Origin of the sequence: Halomonas sp. GXIMD04776 (genome assembly GCF_049808615.1) — a bacterium.
Taxonomy (GTDB): Bacteria; Pseudomonadota; Gammaproteobacteria; order Pseudomonadales; family Halomonadaceae; genus Modicisalibacter.
Map to the genome: position 1 here is coordinate 1 of NZ_JBNCAN010000005.1, position 20,689 is coordinate 20,689.

Below are 20,689 nucleotides of genomic sequence, written 5' to 3' on the forward strand. Positions count from 1 at the left end.
AAGGAGGCGGTGGGCATGGTACATTTTGTCATGGCGGCTGATGCGGTTGATTCTGGTGTAGGAGCTTGAATTATAACCGATTTTCAGCCGCTTTTTTCATGCCCGATGCAATATCCGGGCTAGGGCAGGATCGATGCTGGAGAATCTTCCCATGCCTGATTAACGTGGCTGCGTCCTGTCTGATCTGGCGATGGATAGAAAACGAGAGCTGCACTAGGATAAGGAAATGGCAATATTCATAAGGGAGGTCACATGTTGAAAGTAAGCAAGGTGGCGTTACTGACAAGCTTGGTATTGCCCACCGCTGGAACGGCGGTGGCCGATGAAAATAGTCCAAGTATGAAGATCGACCTTCAGGAACCTGGTGGTGACATCACCATTGCCAAGCTCGTATCGAATGTCGATGGCTTCGTGGTGGCGCACGAGGCGGATGATGAGGGCAATCCGATAGCGCCGGAATCCATCGGCCACACCCAAATACACAAAGGTGCCCAGGAGCGCGTCGGGATAGTGTTGGATAGGGACATCGACTCCGGCGAAAAAATCTTCGTTATGCTGCACGAGGATACCGGCGAGATCGGCAAGTACGAATTCGGGCCGGATAACACCGAGGTGGATAAACCCGTCATGGTGGACGGTAAACCCTTCATGCAGTCTTTCCAGGTTAGCTGGACCGGCGATCACTGATCCTCGCGGGTCATCCAGTGGCTAACCATCCCCTGGTGGTCACTGGAATGATTCCCCACGCTGAAGCATTCGGCAAAGTTCGGTCGCTAGGGGCAGTTCGACAAAGTAGCGTCGATATATTGACATAAGTCAATTACTCCTCAGGAAACCTCGTTTCAAGGGCTCTACTGCCACTTGTTTTAGCGAAGGCCTGCTAAACTATATGGCATAGCCAGTAGCAATTTCTTACCTACAAGGAAAAGAAATAGGTCAGTGCTAATTTTTTAGTATTTTATGTATTAGATTTTTTTAATCTATATGTTGGCATGGCGCTTACATATCGGTCTGCTTAGCGTGAAATACGAGCATTCGATTTTTAAAACGGCAGTTCTTTGGCGTTTTATCCAGCGAATTCGCTGAATGAAAAATAAATGGCCATGAAAAACGACGACCGGTGAGTCTCAGGTAGGCTCGCCAACGATGAGGAGAACACCATGGGGATGTGGAAACTCAAGCGCCGGGACTTCCTGAAAGGCATGGGGCTCACCGGCACCGGCATCATGCTCAGCGGCAATGTCTGGGCGCTCAATCGCCTCGAGCCCATCGGTGACACCCTGAACGATGAGTATCCTTATCGTGGCTGGGAGGATCTGTACCGCAATGAGTGGTCCTGGGACAAGATCGGCCATGCGGCTCACTGTATCAACTGCATGGGCAACTGCGGCTGGGATGTCTATGTAAAGGACGGTATCGTCATCCGCGAGGAGCAGATCGCCAAGTACCCCTCGGTCAATGACAAGGTGCCGGATGCCAATCCGCGAGGATGTCAGAAGGGCGCCATTCACTCCACCGCCATGTACGAGGCGGATCGTGTGCATTATCCGCTCAAGCGTGCCGGTGAGCGCGGCGAGGGCAAGTGGCAGCGTATCTCCTGGGATCAGGCCACGGAAGAGATCGCCGACAAGATCATCGACATCTTCGAGAAATACGGCCCGGGCAAGCTCAAGACCCACCAGGGCTCCGGCAACCAGTCCATGGTGCGTCAATCCGCAGGCAATCGCTTTTCCTGCCTGGTCGGCGGCATCCAGCTCGACGGCTTCACCGTGGTCGGCGACCTGAACACCGGCGCGCATCTGGCCTACGGCAACCCGCTGGAAAGCTTCACCTCGGATGCCTGGTTCGATGCGGACTACATTCTGCTGGGCATGATCAATCCCAACGCCACCCGTATTCCGGATGCCCATTATATCTGGGAAGCACAGCATAACGGTGCGCGTATCGTCTCCACTGCGCCGGACATGAACCCCAGCGCCATCCACACCAACCTGTGGATGCCCATCAAGAAAGGTACCGATCCCTACCTGGCCATCTCCATGGTCAACGTGATCATCGAGGAAAAGCTCTACAAGCCTGACTTCATGAAGGAGCAGACGGACCTGCCGATCCTGGTGCGCAGCGACAATCAGAAGATGCTGCGGGAATCCGACATGGAAGAAGGCGGTTCCGAAGAAGTCTTCTACCACTGGGATCTCAACAGCAACAAGGCAGTCAAGGTCAAGGGCTCCACGGGGTCCACGGACAAGACACTGAAACTCGACAACGTCGACCCTGCCATTGAGGGCGAATTCGAGTTTGACGGTATCAAGGTCACCCCGGTCTTCGAATTCGTCAAGAAGGAAGCCGCCAAGTTTCCCCCGGAAGAGACCGAGTCCCACACGGGGCTGAACGCGGACATGGTGCGTCGCGAGGCGCGTCGCCTGGCCCAGGCGCGCAAGGCCATCGTCATGCTGGGCTACATCACCTCGTTCTATTCCAACTGCCTGTTCACCGGCTGGGGCTATGCGCTGGCGCTGGCATTGACCGGTCACGGCGGCAAGACCGGCGGCCTGGATACCTCCTGGGTGGTGTGGAACCATCCGCGCTGGACGGAGCTTGCCAACTTCGGCGGCAAGAAGCTGCCTCGTTACGAAGCCGGCGGCATCGGTGAGTTCAAGCGCGGCAACATGATCAAGGGGGCGCGCAACCACTTCATCGGCGCAAAGCTCAAGGAGGCGGTGGGCTTCGATCTCGACGATATGGAAGAGATGATGCAGGAGTCCATCGACAAGGGCTGGATGCCCTATTACGGCGAGATCAAGGGCATGATCTCCGTGGCGGACAACACCTTCCGACGCAACAAGTACATCGACGAGTATCGCCGGGTGCATCTGGAGCAGGCCAGCGAACTCTATGTCAACGTCAACGTGCGCCTGGACTCCACCGCGGAGTGGGCGGACTACGTACTGCCCGCGGCCAGCCACTATGAGGCCTGGGATCTGCGTACCCAGGGTTTCCACCGCTTCTGCAACGTCTTCACCAGCCCGGTTAAGCCTATCTTCGAATCCAAGCCGGATTGGGAAATCATGGCGCTGCTGACCAAGAAGATACAGGAGCGGGCCATCGCTCGCGGCATCGGGCCGATCGAAGACGGCGATGTGACCCGGGATCTGCATACCATTCATGACGACTTCACCATGAATGGCAAGCTGATGACCGATTACGACGTGACCAAGTGGATGGTGGAAAACTCACCGGAGTTCGGTGATATAACGATAGAGGAGGCGGCGGAGAAAGGCTTTATCGTGTTGAACGAAAAGGCTGGCACCAATCAGCCTTTGGTGAAAGATGAGCCCTACAACCCCTTCACCGCCCAGACGGATGCCAAGAAGCCCTACGATACCCTGACCGGGCGTATCACCTTCTATTGCGATCACCCGTGGTTCATGAAGATGGGCGCCGCGGTACCCACCGGGCGCGGCACCGCCGGGCCTGCGGCTTCAAAGTACCCGTTGGCATTCTACTCGCCTCACACCCGCTGGGGTATCCACTCCAACTGGCGTTCCAACAAGTTCATGCTGCGCCTGCAGCGGGGCGAACCAAACATCTACATCAATCCGGCGCTTGCGGAGAAGCGAGGCATCAAGGACGGCGATACCATACGGTTGTTCAACGCCAACGGCGAGTTCTTTGCCCAGGCCAAGTTCTATCCGAGCATTCCCGACGACACCATCATGATGGAGCATGGCTGGGAGCCGCATCAGTACATTCAGAGAAAGGCCATGAACGTCTCCATGGCAACCTTCCTGCAACCGCTGGAAATGGCCGGCGGCTGGGGACACCTGGGCTTCAAGTATGCGATGTGGAACGCCAACCAGTTGTCTCATGAAGGTAGCTACGACATCGAACTGGCCAAACCCGAAGACATCAGCTTCAGCTGATCCTGACCGGCACAAGAGGAGAACGTCATGGCCGTAAAACGTCAAATCAGCATGGTGCTGGACCTGAACAAATGCATCGGTTGCCAGACCTGCACAACCGCCTGCAAGCTGATGTGGACCAACCGCAGTGGTCGCGAATACATGTACTGGAATAACGTCGAAACCATGCCTGGGGAGGGTTATCCCAAGGGCTATCAGAAGATGGGGGGTGGTTTTGACAAGGACGGGGGCCTCAAGCTCAGCAAGCAGCCCTCGTTGGAAGACTACGGTATTCCCTGGGAATACAACTACGAAGAAGCCCTGATGACCGGTACCGACCCCTGGCTCAGGCCCAACGTCAAGCCCACCTGGGGTCCCAACTGGGATGAGGATCAGGGGGAAGGGGACTACCCTAACAGTTACTACTTCTATCTACCGCGCCTGTGCAACCACTGCGCCAATCCGGCCTGCCTTGCGGCCTGTTCGCGCAATGCCATCTACAAGCGTCAGGAAGACGGCATCGTGCTGGTGGACCAGGAGCGCTGCCGGGGTTATCGCTACTGCGTCAACGCCTGCCCCTACAAGAAGGTCTACTTCAACGAGGAGCTGTCCAAGTCCGAGAAGTGCATCTTCTGCTACCCGCGTATCGAAAAGGGTCTGGCCACCGCCTGTGCTCGCCAGTGCGTCGGCCGGATTCGCTGGATCGGCTATCTGGATGACGAGGACGGCCCCATCCATACCCTGGTGGAAAAGTACAAGGTCGCCTTGCCGCTGCACCCGGAGTGGGGTACTCAGCCCAACGTGTTCTACGTGCCGCCGCTGTCGTCGTCCAAGTTCGGCCCCAATGGCGAGGAACTGGATGAGCCGCGTATACCCCTTGCTTACCTGGAAAGCCTGTTTGGCGAGCGGGTCGGCGAGGTGCTGGAGACCATCAAGCGCGAGCGCAAGGCCAAGAACGAAGGTCGGGAGAGCGAGCTGATGGATACATTGATCGGCTTCAAGCATGCCGAAATGTTCAAGCTGAGCTGAGGGCAACACCATGACGACAGCTCAACGGCCACCTTCAGTGGACTCTCCCGCTCGCGCGAAAGCCAAGAGCACGATTTATCGTCTGGCGGCGGTGGCCTTCGGCCACCCGCTGCCGGAAACCCAGCAGGCCTTCGCGGATGGCAGTTTCAACCAGGCGCTGGACAGCGCCTGGCAGGCGGTCACCGGTCGTCCCTGGCCCTGCCAGCCGGCAAGCAGTAGTTTCGCCGAACTGGAAGCCGGCTATATCAGCGCCTTCCGTCATGGCCGACAGGGCAGACCGCAGGTTGCGCTGGTGGCAGGCGAGTATGAGGAACTGCTCGATGGCCAGATGCGCCCCACTTTTCTACTGAACGTGCAGGCCTTCTACAAGCATTTCGGCCTAAAGGCTGCCGTAGGGGACGAGGGGCTGACCGAGGAGCCGGATCACCTGAGCGCCATGCTCGAGTTCATGGCGGTCTTGACCCATCTGGAAGCCCAGGCGCTCGCAGCAGGCAAGGAGCCAACCTCCTACCGTCTTGCGCAACGGGATTTTCTCAAGCGTCATCTGGTGCCGCTGCTTGCAACCATTCAACGCCAGGTCGCCAGCGAAAAACGGCTGACCCTGGATGCGACCTTGGTACGCCTGATCGAGGATCTGCCGGAGTGGGCCAGAAACCAGCTTGTCGAGCTCGAAGCGCGGGTTGGCCCTTACGATGAAAAGGTGAAGGGGGCTGCCATCAAGGGCCGCGCCCTCGACCAGAACTTGTGGAATTGAGGAGAAAGTCATGGCAATGCGTTGCTCGATCAAGTACGTAGTCGCGCTCTGCGCGTCCCTGGCGCTGCCTGGCACCGCCATGGCGGAATTCTCGGAGTTTGAAAACCCTAATATTCAGGACGTAAAACCCTGGGACACTATCAGGATAGGTCGAGTACCTGATGACATCTATCTGCGAGATATTGATGATCCAGACGACATTATCTGGGACCGGATTCCTTCCTATCGCACTTATTTGAGCGTGGCGCCGCCGGTGCACCCCTCGACAAGGCTTCGCTTCAACGCGGATAGCGGTACGAACCTGTATTTCCAGATTGCCCGCACCTCGGATTATTTCCTGGTGCGCTTGCGCTGGAAGGACACCACGCAAAACGTCGGCACCACCATTGACGGCTTTCGCGATGCCGCCGCCATCCAGTTCGCCCTCAATGGCAGTACGGACACGTCCTACATGATGGGCTCCGGGCCGGATAGCCCGGTCAATATCTGGTACTGGCGTTCGGACTATGACTTTAATGTGGAAGACCTGGCCGCCGGTGGCTATGGCAGTACTACCATGTTGCCGGATCAGCAGATCAACGGACATGCCGCCTACATCGATGGCCGTGCACCCGTGGATCAGGAATGGCATCTGGTGATGGCTCGAAAAATCGGTAGCGACGGGGAACATCAGATCGATCTGACCAAGGATGAGATTCCCATCAGCTTCGCCGTATGGCAGGGCGCGGATGGCGGACGCGACGGTAACAAGCACGTCACCCAAGGGTGGATTCTGCTGGACAATAGCCTGGAGGACGGCAAGTCATTTGACGACGACAAGGCTCAGGCCTCCACTCAAACGTCCAATCAATAGGTTTTTATCATGTCGGTTTCCTACCTCAACGTAGGCAGTGACTCAGCGGACAGTAACGAGGAACTCAAGCTCAGCCCGGCGGATTGCGGGCTGGGTCACTCCTGTCAGTTTTGTCCTCACGAGCCCCATTGCAGTCTGGACAAGCCCCACCACGAGAAACTGCTGATCGAAAGCCGCCTCGAGCGCATCGATCAGATCGTGCTGGTAATGGCCAACAAAGGCGGTGTGGGCAAGAGCACCGTATCCGCCAATCTGGCGGCGGGCCTGGCCCAGCGCGGCTATCGGGTCGGGGTGGCGGATGCGGATATTCACGGCCCCAATCAGAGTCGTTTTTTCGGCTTTGCCGGCGAGCATGTTCGCCTGAGCGATCAGGGCTTGGCGACCAAGGAGTTCAAGGACGATTCCCTGGCGCATCCGGTCAAGGTAGGCTCTCTGGCCTTTCTGATGGAAAGCGACGACACCCCCATCGTGTGGCGAGACGCCTACAAGCATGACTTCATGCATCATCTGGTGGGCTCCTTCGACTGGGGCGAGCTGGATTTCCTGATCGTCGACATGCCCCCGGGTACCGGCAACGAGCTGATCACCCTGGCGGACATGCTCGAAGGCGCAAACGTCTCGGCGCTGCTTGCCACCACTCCGCAAGACGTGGCGCTGATGGACAGCTTGAAGGCTGTGCGTTTCTGTCATGAGCGAGGCCTGCCGATGCTAGGCGTGGTGGAAAACATGTCCGGCATTACCTGCCCGCACTGCAGCGGTGAGTTTCATCTCTTTCCCCGAGAGCATTTGGCAGAAAGCCTTGCAAAAGCGGGTATCGAATCTCTTACACAGATTCCCCTGGCGCTGGAACTTGCCTCGGGCTCCGATCTTGGCACCCCGGTGGTGGTCGCGCACCCGCAGAGCCCCGCCGCTCAGGCATTCACGCCGGTGGTGGAGGCCTGCGTGGCAAGAGCCCAGGCAGAGTTTTCCCAGGCTGCGGTGCATTCCCTGGGGGATGCCTTCGAGAAGAATCTCGAGTCCACGGATCTGGAAGAGGCCTTGGCCGGCTTGCCGCCGGAGGAACGCGATGCTGTGCGCCAGGAACTTGCAGCCATGTTGAGCGCCGAACAGAATCGGCTCTCGGATATCGACTCATCCGTCGATTCATCCAGTTATGATGACAGCGACAAATAAGGAATTTCATGCGCACCACCGGTACCGCACCCGACCCTGAGCGTCGTCGCCTGTTTCGTAATCTGCTTGGTGGTGGCGATCCCGAAGCGCCGCATCAGGCGCCCTGGCACCGCGTGCCGGAAGTCGGTGCCGGTGATGGCGATGTGCTGTGGTCCGGCTGGGCATCCCAGAGTGAAGTGTTCGTGGTGGGTGACGAAGGCATGATTCTGCACTTTGATGGCACTCCCGCTGAAGACGGCAGCCTGTGGCATCACATGGAAACACCGATACGTCTTCCGCTGCACGCCCTCTGGGGCCTTGATCGCTCGCGGCTTTATGCGGTGGGTTGGATGGGCACCATTCTGCATTTCGATGGCAGCCAATGGCATCTGCAGCGCGGCGGCATCATCGACGAGCACACCGAACGCTTCGCGCCCTGTGAGGAGAACACGCCGCTGTTCGCCATCACCGGCGACGAGTCGGGCCGCGCCTGGGCGGCAGGGGACGACGGTATGATCCTGGCCTTCGACGGCGAAACCTGGCAGCGCGAGGCAAGCCCCTCCACGATCAACCTGCGCGGCATTACCCGCACACCCAATGGGCAGCTCTATGCGGTGGGCGGCGAAGGCACGGTGCTCACCAGTTCCGGCGATGGCCAGTGGCAACAGCTGGACTGCCCCTTCGGTTCCGGCTTCATGACCGTGCTGGCCCTCGGCGATGATGAATTGCTGATGGCCGGCGGGCGCTACTTCATCGATCAGAACGGTTTTCGCGGCGAGCTGGTACGTTATCGAAAAGGGCGCTTCGAGAACGTTCAGGTCGACAAGCCCATGCCGCGACTGCGTTCCCTCAAGACCTACAAGGACGGCGTACTGATCGTCGGCGACCAAGGGCATCTTTACTATCTCAAGGGCAGCCGTCTCGACCAGTTGCAAAGCAACAACCGGCACGACCTGATGGATATCGTGCCGCTGCCCACCGGGGAAGCCCTGGCGGTGGGGGACTTCGGCACCATCATGACTGCGGCGGCGGACTTTACCCAAGCCCTGGCGCCGGTGGTGGACCCGAACGCAGAGCAGGCCGTTGATTGGCAAGCCATGGACTCCGGTACCAACCATCAGCTCTGGGGCCTCTGGGCCAGCCCGGATGGCACGCTTTATGCCTGTGGCGAAGGCGGTGTCGTGTTGCGCCACGCCAGCCACGATGACAGTGATCGCTGGGAAACATTGCCCGCCCCCAGCGAACTCTCGGTGCACTGCGTATGGGATGCGGGGCAGGGTGGCCTGTATGCCGGTGGGCAGATGGGACAGATATTTCGCTTCGACGGCGAGCAGTGGGACAAGCACTACGACCTGCACCTGGATATCACTATCCTGGCCATGTGGGGCACCGGTCCGGACTCGATCTATGCGGTGGGAGATGAGGGGCTGATCCTGCACTGGGACGGCCTGGGCTGGCAACGCATGACCAGCGGTACCAAGTCCGCGCTCTACAATATCTGGGGCATGGACGATGAGCATATCCTGGCGGTGGGCGATTTCGGTCTGATCCTGCGCTGGAATGGGGACAACTGGGCGGAGTTTCATGCCGGTACCGAGAACTTCCTCTACGATGTCTGGGGCGACAGTCTGAGCAACATCTTCATCATCGGGCTGTCCGGTACCCTGGGCCACTTCGACGGCACGCGCTGGGTGCTGACCCCGGCCCGGGCCCGGGATGATCTGCTGGCGATAGATGGCTCATCAAGTGTCGGCCCCTACGTGGTCGGCACCGGCGGTAATATCCTTCGCCATGAGGCGGGAGAGTGGCATCCGGAGAACTCCGGCACCACCACCGGCCTGCGCGCGGTGCGAGTGTCGGCCCAGGGCGATGTCTATGCCGCCGGCGATAAGGGCACGATTCTGAAAAGAAAGCGTTAGCGAAAGCCATGAATAATGATGACGCGGTGCTGGTCTACGACGGCCAGTGTCCTTTCTGCGCCAACTATGCGCGTCTGGTGCGATTGCGGGGCACTGTCCGTCGACTGCAGCTGGTCGATGCCCGGGAATCGCCGGCAATCATGGACGAGATTAGCCGCGCCGGGCTGGATATCGACCAGGGCATGGTGCTCAAGCTGAACGGAAAGCTGTATCACGGCGACGATGCGATGCATCGGGTGGCACTGATGAGTAGCCGCTCGGGCATCTTCAATCGCTTCAATCACTGGATCTTTCGTTCGCCCACTCGGGCACGTCTGCTGTATCCGCCGCTGCGAGCAATCCGCAATCTCGTCATCAGGGGGTTGGGGCGCAGGCCTATCGATAATCTTGGTCGCAAGCAGGGTGGCGGGGATTCCTGACATGCTTGCACCAACTCAAGAATCTGTTGTGGCTCGACGTGGGCGGGGCGGGAGCAGAGGGTTCAGGTCGTGACGATATGTGGTTGGCCGGCCGGTGTCTCGAGCACTGCGTTGGGGCCTGTGATCACCACGTCGAAATCTTCGAGGCTGGCAAAGTAGGCGGGGCGGATTACCCCCGCCTTGGTATCGTCGGCCACCAGCAGGCGCTGCGTGGCACATGCGATGGCGGCTTGCTTGGGTGCCACTTCATGGAAGTGAAAACAGCTCACTCCCTTGTCGGCATGCATGCCGGCGGCTGAGATGAAGGCCTTGTTGATGCCAAGGCGGGAAAGGCTAGCGGCAACGTCGTCGCTGGCGAAGGTTCGAGAAGAGGCGTGATAGACCCCTCCAAGCAATACCAGACGCACACCGGACAGCTGGGAGATCGCGTTGGCCACGTTGAGGGCATAGGTGACCACGGTCAGGGAGCGATCCTGGGAAAGGCCTGATGCCAGAGGCATCAGTGTCGTGCCGCAGTCGATGAACAACGTATCGCCATCCTCGATGTGATGAGCCGCCGCGTCACATAGCCGCTGTTTGGCGTCGGCCTGGCGATCCTGCTGGGTTGCCAGGTCATAGAGTGGGGTATAGCGCGGATCGTCGGCGCGCACCAGGTGGCCGCCGATCAAGGCAAGACCGCTGCTCTTGGTGGTTAGATCGCGGCGAATGGTCATTTCCGAAACGCCACAGAGCCTGGCGGCCTCGGGCAGGCGTAGAGCGCCACCCCGTGCCAGAGCCTCGGCCAATCGCGCCAAGCGCCGAGCGCTGCGTTCGTTCATTCGACAGTTCTCCATAGGACAGGTACCGGCCTCATCCCGGCCGGTATTCATTGATGCTAACCGAACTCTCTGGCGTCTTGAATCGAGTTCGGAGCGTGATTTTTGTTAGAAAAATAACACTGAATGTTATAAATTTCACTCTGAGTGCCATGACACCTGTTCGTGCTCACGGCGCTTTCGCTGATTACAACGACAAGAGTGGAGTCCGTCATGCCCAAGTTTGTTTTCCGTCCCCCTATCATCTCGCTGGCTGCCGCTAGTGTCTTACTCCCCATCACTTCCTCGGTGCAGGCCGAGGACACTTTCACGCCGCGCTGGTCCTTCGCCAACGTGTCGATCAACTACCTCGATTGGTCGGATGGCACCGAGGAACGCACTGCCGACAATGCCGCCAAGGGCGACTTCTTCTACCTTGAACTCGAGGGCAGTGTCGGTTTCGACTGGGGGGAGTTCTATGGTTTCTACGATTTCGAAAATCCTCAAAACGATACAAAAGAGGAAGACGGCCGCGACAATCGACGCAGTGCCGCCAAGGTCACCTCGCATATCTATCTGGGCGAGACGCCTTTCTCGCTTTACTTTCACGTCTACGACTTTCGCGACTACGGTTACGACAGTGAGGAGCAGGATCGCGTCGTCGGCTTGGGGTACCGCCATACCTTCGACAATGGACTGTGGTTCAAGCCGTTTCTGGGCAAGGCCTGGGTGGAGAGCCAGTCCGGTGGCTACAGTGGCGAGAATGGCTACATGCTCGGCTGGGTGCTGGGCTACGATTTCGAGGCCTTCGGTGAAAACCTGAGTCTGACCAACTGGCACGAGCAGACCTTCGACCGAGACGACGACTACCTGTCTCGCAACTACGTCAACGGGCCGGCCGGCAGTGTCGGCACCAACGGCGCCGTGGCCCTGTGGTGGCATCCGGTCGAGGCGATTACCACCGGCGTGCAATATCGCTATTCCAACAACAAGTTGGGTACCGCCGACCATTATCAGAACGCCATGATCTATACCCTCAAATACAATTTCCTCTAGAAACAAGGATCTCACCATGACGCTGATCATGAGCCTCATCGGGATGGCGACCCTGATTCTCATCGCGCTGCTGTTCTCGACCAATAGGCGGGCAATACGCCTGCGTACCGTGGGCGTCGCCTTTGCCATTCAGGCGGGCATTGGCGCCTTCGTGCTCTATGTACCCTTCGGTCAGGCGGTTCTCAAGGCGGTCTCCGATGCGGTCAGCCAGGTAGTGCTCTACGCCAACGATGGCATCGATTTCCTGTTCGGCGGACTGGCCAACGTGGAATCGGTCGGCTTCGTCTTCGCGATCAAGGTGCTGCCGGTGATCATCTTTTTCGCGTCGCTGACCGCCGTGCTCTACTACCTGGGCATCATGCAATGGGTCGTCCGCATTCTTGGCGGCGCGCTGCAAAAGGCGCTTGGCACTTCTCGCGCCGAATCGCTTTCGGCCACCGCCAACATCTTCGTCGGACAGACCGAGGCGCCCTTGGTAGTGCGCCCTTTCATCGCCGGCATGACGCCATCGCAACTGTTCGCGGTGATGTGTGGCGGGCTTGCCTCGGTGGCGGGCTCGGTGCTGGCGGGCTATGCCGCCCTGGGGATTCCCATGGAATATCTGGTGGCGGCCTCCTTCATGGCTGCCCCCGGGGGATTGCTGTTCGCCAAGCTGATCATGCCCGAGACCCAGGAGGTGGTAGACAACGTCGACGAGGCCAGCGAGGTGCTCGAAGCTCAGGACCAGCCAAGCAACGTGCTCGATGCCGCCGCCGCCGGAGCTTCTTCGGGTCTGCAACTGGCGGCCAACGTTGGCGCCATGCTGTTGGCCTTCATCGGCCTGATCGCGCTGATCAACGGCATTCTGGGCGGGATCGGCGGCTGGTTCGGCATGGAGTCGCTGAGTCTCGAATTGATCCTGGGCTGGCTGTTTGCTCCCTTGGCGTTTCTGCTGGGAGTGGGCTGGGAGGAGGCGGTGTTCGCCGGTTCCTTCATCGGGCAGAAGCTGGTACTCAACGAGTTCGTTGCCTACGTCAACCTGGCGCCCTACATCGACGGCGAGACGGTGGTGGCTGCCACGGGCGAGATGATCTCGCCCCATACCGTGGCGATACTGTCGTTTGCCCTGTGCGGCTTCGCCAATCTGTCGTCCATTGCCATTCTGCTGGGCGGTCTGGGGAGCATCGCCCCGAGTCGCCGTCACGATATCGCCCGATTCGGCCTCAAGGCGGTGTTGGCGGGGACGCTTTCCAACCTGATGTCCGCCACGATCGCCGGTTTCTTCATCGCCCTGGCGGCGGGGTGATGACCGGCATGACGCTAATCCATGAGAGAACAGTATGACCCATTCTTCCGATAACGAACTTCGCAATGCGGCACGTCAGGCCTTGAGTCTGATGGATCTCACCAGTCTCAATGATGACGACAGCGACGCCACCATCGAGGCATTGTGCCGACGCGCCAAAACTTCCGTCGGCACACCGGCGGCGGTCTGTATCTATCCAGCCTTCGTGGCGACCGCCAGACGCGCACTGTCCGCCTATGGCCTTGGCAATACCGTGAAGATCGCCACCGTCGCCAACTTTCCCGGCGGTGACGGTGAGCTCATGAAGGTTGCCCGAGAGGTCAGGGCGGCGGTCGCCTCCGGTGCCGACGAGGTGGATGTGGTCTTTCCTTATCGTGCCCTTATGGCGGGCGACGAGGAGCAAGGTCGCGAACTGGTTGACGCCTGCAAGTCGGTGTGTGCCGATGCCACGCTCAAGGTGATCCTGGAAACTGGCGAGCTGAACGATCCGGCCCTGATCCGGCGGGCCGGTGAACTGGCCATCGACGGCGGCGCAGATTTCCTCAAGACCTCTACCGGCAAGGTGACGGTCAATGCGACCCTCGAGTCGGCGGAGATCCTGTTGACCCTGATTCGCCACGCCGATCGTGAGGTGGGTTTCAAGGCTGCCGGCGGCGTGCGTAGTGCCGAAGATGCCCAGGCCTATCTGCAGCTGGCGACGCGCATCATGGGCAGTGACTGGCTCACGCCGGCGCACTTTCGTTTCGGCGCCTCGAGTCTGCTCGACAGCCTGCTCGTCACCCTTGGCGTGGCCATCGTCCCGGACGACGCCGGAGACTATTGATGCTGCCCCAGGAGTTGATCCGCCACAAGCGCGACGGTCTCGAGCTGCCCTCGGAGGCCATCGCCGAATTCGTGCGTGGCATTGCCGAGGAGCGTATCGGTGACGGTCAGCTGGGGGCCTTCGCCATGGCGGTGTATCTCAACGGCATGAGCGATGCCGAGACCGTGGCACTGACTACCGCCATCCGGGACTCGGGTCAGGTGCTGCGCTGGGACGATCTCGAACTGCCTGGTCCGGTACTCGACAAGCACTCCACCGGCGGAGTCGGCGATCTGGTATCGCTGGTACTTGGCCCCTGGATCGCTGCCTGCGGCGGCCACGTGCCGATGGTTTCCGGGCGAGGTCTGGGGCATACCGGGGGCACGCTGGACAAGCTGGAGTCGATTCCCGGCTACGACGTGTCGCCGGATCAGGGGCGCTTTCGTCGTCTGGTCCAGGAGGTCGGCGTGGCGATCATCGGCCAGACCGCAGATCTGGCGGCCGCCGACAAGCGCCTCTATGCGGTCCGCGATGTCACCGCCACGGTGGAGTCGCTGCCGCTGATCGTCGCCTCGATATTGGGCAAGAAACTGGCTTGCGGGCTCGACGCCCTGGTCATGGATGTCAAGGTGGGCAGCGGCGCCTTTATGCCCACACAGGAGGCGTCCATCGAGTTGGCCAACGCCATTGCCGAGGTGGCCAGCCGGGCGGGAACGCCGACGACGGCGTTACTCACCGACATGAGCCAGCCACTGGCGCCTTGCGCGGGCAATGCCTTGGAAGTATACGAAGCCATCGCGCTGCTCTCCGGTGACAAGCGCGAGGGTCGTTTGTTCGAGGTGACCCAGGCGCTGGCGGTGGAGATACTGCTTCAGGGTGGCCTGGCCGAGTCGCGCCAAGCGGCGATGACGCGTCTCGACCGGGCGCTTTCCTCCGGAGACGCCGCCGAGCGCTTTTCGCGCATGGTAGCGGGGCTCGGCGGGCCCACGGATCTGCTCGAGCGCGCCGATCGTCATCTGCCTCAGGCACCTTGCCAGATCGTGGTGCATGCCGACAGACCGGGCATCCTGCGGCGTCTCGATACCCGGGCCCTGGGAATGGCCGTCGTTGAACTGGGCGGGGGGCGTCTGCAGGCCGGGGAGGCCATCGATCACGGGGTCGGCTTGAGTGATATCGCGGCCTTGGGCGAACGCGTCGATGACCGGCGTCCATTGGCGATCATTCACGCCCGGAATCAGGCCGACGCCCAGCGCGCCGCCCAGCGCCTGCGCGCCGCGGCCGAGATCGGCGATGACGAGGTTACACCGCCCACCTTGATTCACGATGCGATCCGCCGGGAGGCCAAATGACACGTGCCATCGTACTGGTACTCGACTCCTTCGGCATCGGTGCCGCCGCGGATGCCGCCGACTTCGGCGACGCCGGTGCCGACACCCTGGGGCACATCGCTGCCGCCTGTGCCCGGGGGGATGCCGACACTTTACAGGGCCCCGAAGCCGGCCTCTCAACAGGCCCCGAAGCCGGGCTCTCAACAGGCCCCGAAGCCGGCCTCTCATCGGGCCCCGAAACTGCCCCTGGCCGTCGAGGCCCGCTCAAGCTGCCCAACCTGGCGCGTCTGGGGCTGTTGCATGCCCACCGCGAGAGTACCGGCACCTGGGCCGAGGGCATGGCCATACCCGAGACGCTTGACGGGGCCTATGCCTACGCCAGCGAGGTATCCTCCGGCAAGGACACGCCCTCCGGCCATTGGGAGATCGCCGGGGTGCCGGTGCGCTTCGACTGGGGCTATTTCGACGCGCCGACCGATAGCTTTCCCGCCGAACTGCTCAAGGCACTGGTACGCGAGGCCGAACTGCCCGGGGTGATCGGCAACTGCCATGCCTCGGGCACCGAGATCATCGCCCGGCTCGGTGAAGCACACGTTGCCAGCGGCAAGCCCATCGTCTACACCTCGGCGGACTCGGTGTTCCAGATCGCCGCACATGAGGAGGTCTTCGGTCTGGAACGGCTCTACCGGGTCTGCGAAATCGCCCGGCGCCTGCTCGAGCCCTACAACATCGGCCGGGTGATCGCGCGTCCGTTCACCGGCGAGACGGGCGGGACCTTTGTGCGCAGTGCCAACCGGCGTGACTACAGCGTCGAACCTCCATCGGCCACCGTGCTGCAGAAGCTTCACGATGCCGGTGGCGAGGTGATCGCCATCGGCAAGATCGCCGATATCTACGCCCATTGCGGCATCTCGCGCTCGGTCAAGGCCAGTGGCCACGATGAGTTGATGGACGCCACCTTGGCGGCCCTGGATGAGGCCATCGACCGCAGCCTGATCATGACCAATTTCGTCGATTTCGACATGCGCTACGGTCATCGCCGCGATATCGCCGGCTACGCGGCAGCCCTGGAGCGCTTCGATGCGCGACTGCCCGAGCTTCTTGCCAAACTTGGCAACGACGATCTCCTGATCCTCACCGCTGACCATGGCTGCGACCCCTCCTGGCCCGGCAGCGACCATACCCGGGAGCATATCCCGGTACTCGTCCGAGGCGCGGGGATGGCGACTGGCTCGCTGGGCGCCCGGGAAACCTTTGCCGATATCGGCCAGAGTCTCGCCGCCTACTTCGGCCTGCCGGCGATGGCCGATGGAACCAGCTTCCTTTCTACCGCCCCACGAGGAAAATCCTGATGGCAACCCCCCATATCAATGCCGAGCCTGGCGATTTCGCCGACACCGTACTGATGCCCGGGGATCCGTTGCGCGCCCGGTATATCGCCGACACCTTCCTCGACGACGTGCGGGAAGTGAACAGCGTGCGAAGCATGAGTGGCTTCATCGGACGTTACAAGGGGCGCGACATTTCGGTGATGGGACATGGCATGGGCGTCCCTTCGGTATCCATCTACGCCCGAGAGCTGATCGTCGACTATGGCGTCAAGACGCTGATTCGTGTCGGTTCCTGCGGGGCGGTGCGCGACGACATCGCCCTGCGCGATGTGGTCATCGGCCTGGGCGCCTGCACCGACTCCGGCGTGAATCGTACCCGCTTCGCGGGCATGGACTTCGCCGCCGTCGCCGACTTCGAGCTGACCCGCCATGCGGTGGAAGCCGCCGCGGCCCAGGGTGTGGCAGTCAAGGTCGGCAACCTCTTCTCGGCGGATCTGTTCTACGATCCGCGTCCCGAGATCGCCGAACTACTCAAGCGCTACGGCATCCTCGGCGTGGAGATGGAGGCCGCGGGCCTTTATGGGGCGGCTGCCGAATTCGGCGCCCGGGCCGCGACGCTGTGCACCGTTTCCGATCACATTCTGAAGGGCGGTTCGTTGTCCAGTGCCGAGCGTCAGGCCACCTTCGACGACATGATGGTGGTGGCCCTGGAGTCGGTGCTGCGAGACGATCGGGCAAGGGAGGCAACGCCATGAGTGCCTCGAGTGGTATCGATGCCGGGCTTGTCGCCGAGCTGATCGGCGTGCGCGATCGCGCCTACGCGCCTTACTCGAATCATCCGGTCGGCGCCCTGGTGGAGAGCGAAAGCGGTACACGCTACGCCGGGGCCAATGTGGAGACCGCCCACTACAAGGGGCTCTGTGCCGAGGCTTCGGCCATCGCCGCCATGGTCAGCGCGGGGGAGCGTCAGTTGCAGCGGGTGTACGTGATCGGCCCCGGCGAGCATCTCTGCACACCCTGCGGCGACTGTCGGCAGCGTATCCGTGAGTTTGCCAGTGCCGACACGCGGATTCTGGTCCTCGATGCCGGTGGCCGACTGCTGCGGGAATACACTATGGAAGCCCTGTTGCCGGATGCCTTCGGCCCCGAGAATCTTGGGAAGTCGTCATTCGCGTAGCGTCAGCTGGTCGAAGTAAGGGGCGAGGCGTCTCACGAGTCTCGCCGCGTCTTCTGGCCGCGGGGCATCGACGATCGGTTCGGTGTAGGCGGGGTTCAGGCATTGGTCATGACGTGCCAGCTGAAGTGCATAATGACGCACGCCGCAATCGACCAGGCTCAGTGCTAAACGCTCGATGGCCTTGAGATCGAAGTCTCGCCAGTGAACTGTCGTGCGACATTCGAGATCGATGCCGCTATCCAGTAACAGTGCCAGGCTCTGAGCATGGCGCTTCCAGACCCTGCGGCGCCCGGCGATACGCTCGAAGTCGTCGGCATGTCCTTTGACGTCTAATCCTACCCAGTCGAGCCAGGGCAGGAGTGTCTCGAGGCGACTTGGGTAGATGCCCGCGGTATGCAATCCCACCTTGAAACCCAGCGCTTTGGCGTCACGCATGGCCGGTGCCAGATCGGCGTGCTGGGTCGGTTCGCCGCCGCTGAATACCACGCCATCGAGCAGCCCGCGCCGATTTTCCAGAAATTCGTGGATTTCCAGCCATTCCTGGGGCTCGCTCCGGCGCGATGCGAGCATCTGCGGATTGTGGCAGTAGCCGCAACGCAGCGGACAGCCCTGCAGGAAGACCACGCAGGCCAGATGGCCCGGATAGTCCAGGGTCGTCATCGGCGTCAGGCCCGCCACGGGCAGGTGAATGCCATCCTGCTCGATACTGTCTTGATGCCGGGAGCAAGGCTCCCGGCGAACATCGATACTCATGAATTCAACGTCGCTTCGCAAAAGTGGCGCCGTTCGCGATGCTCGGACTGCTTGCCCACGTTGAACTGGCTGACCGGGCGATGATAGCCCATGACTCGGGTCCAGACTTCGCAGCGTTGGCGCTGGTCGTTGGGAAGCATGTCGCGTGAAGTTTGATGGTTCATTGAATGATTCCTTTGTCGATGGTGGTGCTTCGTTCACGATCGCGCGGCAGATCGTGGTCAGGGTTTTCAGGCCGTGGCCTGGGCTTGTCCTGCCAGCAGCGCCTCGTCGCAGCGTGGGCAGAACTCGTGCTCGCCGGCCAGGTAACCGTGTACCGGGCAGATCGAGAAGGTCGGGGTGACGGTCAGATACGGCAGCCGGAAGCGCGACAGTGCCCTCTGTACCAGGGCCTTGCAGGCGGCGGCGCTGGAGAGCTTCTCGCGCATGTACAGATGCAGCACCGTGCCGCCGGTGTAGCGACTCTGCAGCGGGTCTTGATGAATCAGTGCTTCAAAAGGATCGTCGGTATGGCCTACCGGCAGCTGGCTGGAGTTGGTGTAGTAGGGCGCCTCTTCGGTGCCGGCCTGCAGGATGCCCAGATAACGGCGCGCGTCTTCCTTGGCGAAACGATAGGTGGTGCCTTCCGCCGGGGTGGCTTCCAGGTTGTAGAGATGCCCGGTGTGCTCCTGGAACTCGCGCATCCGTTCGCGCACATGATCCAGCAGCTCCAGCGCCATGGCGCGGCCTTCCTCATCGGTGATGTCCAGGCGGTCTTCGCTGAAATTGCGCACCATCTCGTTGAGTCCGTTGACCCCCAGGGTCGAGAAGTGATTGCGTAACGTCCCTAGATAGCGCTTGGAGTAGGGATAGAGCCCGGCGTCCATCCACTGCTGAATGCGCTCGCGCTTGAGTTCCAGGCTGTCCCGGGCGAGTTCCATCAGCCGGTCGAGCTCCGCGTAGAGCCCGGCTTTGTCGCCGGCGAAACGGTAGCCCAGCCGGGCGCAGTTGATCGTCACCACACCCAGGGAGCCGGTCTGTTCGGCGCTGCCGAACAGACCGTTGCCGCGTTTGAGCAGTTCACTGAGATCCAACTGCAGGCGGCAGCACATGGAGCGCACCATGTGCGGCTCCAGATCCGAATTGAGGAAGTTCTGAAAATAGGGCAGGCCATATTTGGCGGTCAGGGCGAACAGGCGCTCGGCGTTGTCGCTGTCCCAGGCGAAGTCCGGGGTAATGTTGTAGGTGGGGATGGGGAAGGTGAACACCCGCCCCTGTCGGTCACCGGCTTCCATCACCTCCAGGTAAGCGCGGTTGATCAGGTCCATCTCGGCTTGCAACTCGCCGTAGCTGAATCCCTGCTCCTTGCCACCAATCACTGGTACCTGCTCGCGCAGGTCCGCCGGGCACACCCAGTCGAAGGTGAGATTGGTGAAAGGCGTCTGGCTGCCCCAGCGGGAAGGCACGTTGAGGTTGTAGATGAACTCCTGGATCGCCTGTTTGACAGCGGCGTAGTCCAGACTGTCCTTGCGCACATAGGGCGCCAGGTAGGTATCGAAGGAGCTGAACGCCTGGGCGCCGGCCCATTCATTCTGCAGGGTGCCGAGGAAGTTGACCATCTGCCCCAGAGCGCTGGTCAGGTGTCGCGGCGGCGTGCTTTCGGCGCGATCCGCCACGCCGTTGAAGCCTTCATTCAGCAGGGTGCGCAGCGACCAGCCGGCGCAATAGCCCGCCAGCATGTCCAGATCATGAATGTGCATATCGCCTTCCCGGTGCGCCTCACCGACGGCCTGGGGATACACCTCGTCCAGCCAGTAGTTGGCGATCAGCTTGCCGGAGACGTTGAGAATCAGCCCACCCAGGGAGTAGCCCTGGTTGGCGTTGGCGTGTACTCGCCAGTCAGCGCGATTCAGGTACTCATTGACGGTTGAGGCAACGTCCAGGTGCCGCGGCATGTCGGCTTCGGTAACGAGTGTGTTCACTGGTTCCCCTATATGTGCTATCGAAAAGGTTATAAAGCACTACATGTTGTGCATGAAGCCTAAAAGGTTTGTCGCCGGGAAAGATTGACTCGAGTCAATAAAATGATTGGTTGCGACAAAACGAAGACGCCCATCGGAGAACGATGGGCGCAGTGGGGGCGTTGGTAGGAAGTG

The 20,689-nt window shown here is 60.7% G+C and carries 17 protein-coding genes and 1 pseudogene; 15 read left to right on the forward strand and 3 right to left on the reverse strand.

Annotated features, from left to right (window positions below):
• The first annotated feature begins 252 nt into the window (after positions 1-252).
• The 8 genes from ACPF7Z_RS04320 (at position 253) to ACPF7Z_RS04355 (ending at position 10,028) form a co-directional block, all read left to right on the forward strand.
• A complete protein-coding gene (locus ACPF7Z_RS04320) occupies positions 253-687 on the forward strand; it encodes a DUF7282 domain-containing protein (RefSeq protein WP_425191940.1) in 435 nt (144 codons plus the stop codon).
• A 473-nt stretch (positions 688-1,160) separates the two neighbouring features.
• On the forward strand, positions 1,161-3,923 hold the full coding sequence (locus ACPF7Z_RS04325) for a molybdopterin-dependent oxidoreductase (protein WP_425191941.1): 2,763 nt from the start codon (positions 1,161-1,163) through the stop codon (positions 3,921-3,923).
• Between the two features lie 27 nt (positions 3,924-3,950).
• Positions 3,951-4,931, forward strand: coding sequence for a chlorate reductase subunit beta (clrB, locus tag ACPF7Z_RS04330; RefSeq protein WP_425191942.1), 981 nt, complete (start codon positions 3,951-3,953; stop codon positions 4,929-4,931).
• Between the two features lie 10 nt (positions 4,932-4,941).
• Positions 4,942-5,685, forward strand: a complete 744-nt coding sequence (locus ACPF7Z_RS04335; protein ID WP_425191943.1) for a molecular chaperone TorD family protein — start codon at positions 4,942-4,944, stop codon at positions 5,683-5,685.
• 10 nt (positions 5,686-5,695) lie between these two features.
• A complete protein-coding gene (locus ACPF7Z_RS04340) occupies positions 5,696-6,538 on the forward strand; it encodes a dimethylsulfide dehydrogenase (RefSeq protein WP_425191944.1) in 843 nt (280 codons plus the stop codon).
• Between the two features lie 9 nt (positions 6,539-6,547).
• Positions 6,548-7,711, forward strand: coding sequence for an Mrp/NBP35 family ATP-binding protein (locus ACPF7Z_RS04345; RefSeq protein ID WP_425191945.1), 1,164 nt, complete (start codon positions 6,548-6,550; stop codon positions 7,709-7,711).
• Between the two features lie 8 nt (positions 7,712-7,719).
• On the forward strand, positions 7,720-9,609 hold the full coding sequence (locus tag ACPF7Z_RS04350) for a WD40/YVTN/BNR-like repeat-containing protein (RefSeq protein WP_425191946.1): 1,890 nt from the start codon (positions 7,720-7,722) through the stop codon (positions 9,607-9,609).
• Between the two features lie 8 nt (positions 9,610-9,617).
• Positions 9,618-10,028, forward strand: a complete 411-nt coding sequence (locus ACPF7Z_RS04355) for a DCC1-like thiol-disulfide oxidoreductase family protein (protein WP_425191947.1) — start codon at positions 9,618-9,620, stop codon at positions 10,026-10,028.
• 62 nt (positions 10,029-10,090) lie between these two features.
• On the opposite strand, the gene ACPF7Z_RS04360 is transcribed toward ACPF7Z_RS04355, so the two are convergent.
• Entirely contained in the window at positions 10,091-10,846 is a 756-nt protein-coding gene (locus ACPF7Z_RS04360) for a DeoR/GlpR family DNA-binding transcription regulator (protein ID WP_425191948.1), read from the reverse strand.
• 210 nt (positions 10,847-11,056) lie between these two features.
• Between ACPF7Z_RS04360 and ACPF7Z_RS04365 the strand changes: the two genes are divergently transcribed.
• Genes ACPF7Z_RS04365 through cdd form a run of 7 tightly spaced genes read left to right on the forward strand, consistent with a single transcriptional unit; the run spans position 11,057 to position 17,801 of the window.
• Positions 11,057-11,878, forward strand: a complete 822-nt coding sequence (locus ACPF7Z_RS04365) for an outer membrane protein OmpK (RefSeq protein ID WP_425191949.1) — start codon at positions 11,057-11,059, stop codon at positions 11,876-11,878.
• Positions 11,879-11,894: 16 nt separating this feature from the next.
• Entirely contained in the window at positions 11,895-13,163 is a 1,269-nt protein-coding gene (locus tag ACPF7Z_RS04370) for a NupC/NupG family nucleoside CNT transporter (RefSeq protein ID WP_425191950.1), read from the forward strand.
• Positions 13,164-13,197: 34 nt separating this feature from the next.
• A complete protein-coding gene (deoC, locus tag ACPF7Z_RS04375) occupies positions 13,198-13,986 on the forward strand; it encodes a deoxyribose-phosphate aldolase (protein ID WP_425191951.1) in 789 nt (262 codons plus the stop codon).
• Positions 13,986-15,314 (forward strand): thymidine phosphorylase, encoded by a 1,329-nt coding sequence (deoA, locus tag ACPF7Z_RS04380; protein ID WP_425191952.1) that lies wholly within the window; start codon positions 13,986-13,988, stop codon positions 15,312-15,314. Before deoC ends, deoA begins: the two co-directional genes overlap by 1 nt.
• Positions 15,311-16,645, forward strand: a complete 1,335-nt coding sequence (locus ACPF7Z_RS04385; RefSeq protein ID WP_425191953.1) for a phosphopentomutase — start codon at positions 15,311-15,313, stop codon at positions 16,643-16,645. Before deoA ends, ACPF7Z_RS04385 begins: the two co-directional genes overlap by 4 nt.
• Positions 16,645-17,379 carry a purine-nucleoside phosphorylase gene (gene deoD, locus ACPF7Z_RS04390; protein ID WP_425191954.1) on the forward strand — a complete coding sequence of 245 codons (735 nt, stop codon included), beginning with the start codon at positions 16,645-16,647 and terminating at the stop codon, positions 17,377-17,379. The genes ACPF7Z_RS04385 and deoD overlap by 1 nt, the downstream gene beginning before the upstream one ends.
• Complete coding sequence (cdd, locus tag ACPF7Z_RS04395) at positions 17,376-17,801, forward strand: cytidine deaminase (RefSeq protein WP_425191955.1); 426 nt, start codon at positions 17,376-17,378, stop codon at positions 17,799-17,801. Before deoD ends, cdd begins: the two co-directional genes overlap by 4 nt.
• Here the strand turns inward: cdd and ACPF7Z_RS04400 are convergent.
• Entirely contained in the window at positions 17,790-18,554 is a 765-nt protein-coding gene (locus tag ACPF7Z_RS04400; protein ID WP_425191956.1) for an anaerobic ribonucleoside-triphosphate reductase activating protein, read from the reverse strand. The two genes, cdd and ACPF7Z_RS04400, sit on opposite strands and share 12 nt — an antisense overlap.
• Positions 18,551-20,488 (reverse strand): annotated as a pseudogene (locus ACPF7Z_RS04405) (ribonucleoside triphosphate reductase). Before ACPF7Z_RS04405 ends, ACPF7Z_RS04400 begins: the two are co-directional and overlap by 4 nt.
• Positions 20,489-20,689: the final 201 nt, after the last annotated feature.

Coding starts and splice junctions, on each gene's coding strand:
- ACPF7Z_RS04355 (WP_425191947.1), top strand. CDS start 9,618: ATGAATAATGATGACGCGGTGCTGGTCTACGACGGCCAGTGTCCTTTC.
- deoD (WP_425191954.1), top strand. CDS start 16,645: ATGGCAACCCCCCATATCAATGCCGAGCCTGGCGATTTCGCCGACACC.
- ACPF7Z_RS04360 (WP_425191948.1), bottom strand. CDS start 10,846: ATGAACGAACGCAGCGCTCGGCGCTTGGCGCGATTGGCCGAGGCTCTG.
- ACPF7Z_RS04350 (WP_425191946.1), top strand. CDS start 7,720: ATGCGCACCACCGGTACCGCACCCGACCCTGAGCGTCGTCGCCTGTTT.
- ACPF7Z_RS04345 (WP_425191945.1), top strand. CDS start 6,548: ATGTCGGTTTCCTACCTCAACGTAGGCAGTGACTCAGCGGACAGTAAC.
- clrB (WP_425191942.1), top strand. CDS start 3,951: ATGGCCGTAAAACGTCAAATCAGCATGGTGCTGGACCTGAACAAATGC.
- cdd (WP_425191955.1), top strand. CDS start 17,376: ATGAGTGCCTCGAGTGGTATCGATGCCGGGCTTGTCGCCGAGCTGATC.
- ACPF7Z_RS04320 (WP_425191940.1), top strand. CDS start 253: ATGTTGAAAGTAAGCAAGGTGGCGTTACTGACAAGCTTGGTATTGCCC.
- ACPF7Z_RS04340 (WP_425191944.1), top strand. CDS start 5,696: ATGGCAATGCGTTGCTCGATCAAGTACGTAGTCGCGCTCTGCGCGTCC.
- ACPF7Z_RS04400 (WP_425191956.1), bottom strand. CDS start 18,554: ATGAGTATCGATGTTCGCCGGGAGCCTTGCTCCCGGCATCAAGACAGT.
- ACPF7Z_RS04365 (WP_425191949.1), top strand. CDS start 11,057: ATGCCCAAGTTTGTTTTCCGTCCCCCTATCATCTCGCTGGCTGCCGCT.
- ACPF7Z_RS04325 (WP_425191941.1), top strand. CDS start 1,161: ATGGGGATGTGGAAACTCAAGCGCCGGGACTTCCTGAAAGGCATGGGG.
- ACPF7Z_RS04370 (WP_425191950.1), top strand. CDS start 11,895: ATGACGCTGATCATGAGCCTCATCGGGATGGCGACCCTGATTCTCATC.
- ACPF7Z_RS04335 (WP_425191943.1), top strand. CDS start 4,942: ATGACGACAGCTCAACGGCCACCTTCAGTGGACTCTCCCGCTCGCGCG.
- ACPF7Z_RS04385 (WP_425191953.1), top strand. CDS start 15,311: ATGACACGTGCCATCGTACTGGTACTCGACTCCTTCGGCATCGGTGCC.
- deoC (WP_425191951.1), top strand. CDS start 13,198: ATGACCCATTCTTCCGATAACGAACTTCGCAATGCGGCACGTCAGGCC.
- deoA (WP_425191952.1), top strand. CDS start 13,986: ATGCTGCCCCAGGAGTTGATCCGCCACAAGCGCGACGGTCTCGAGCTG.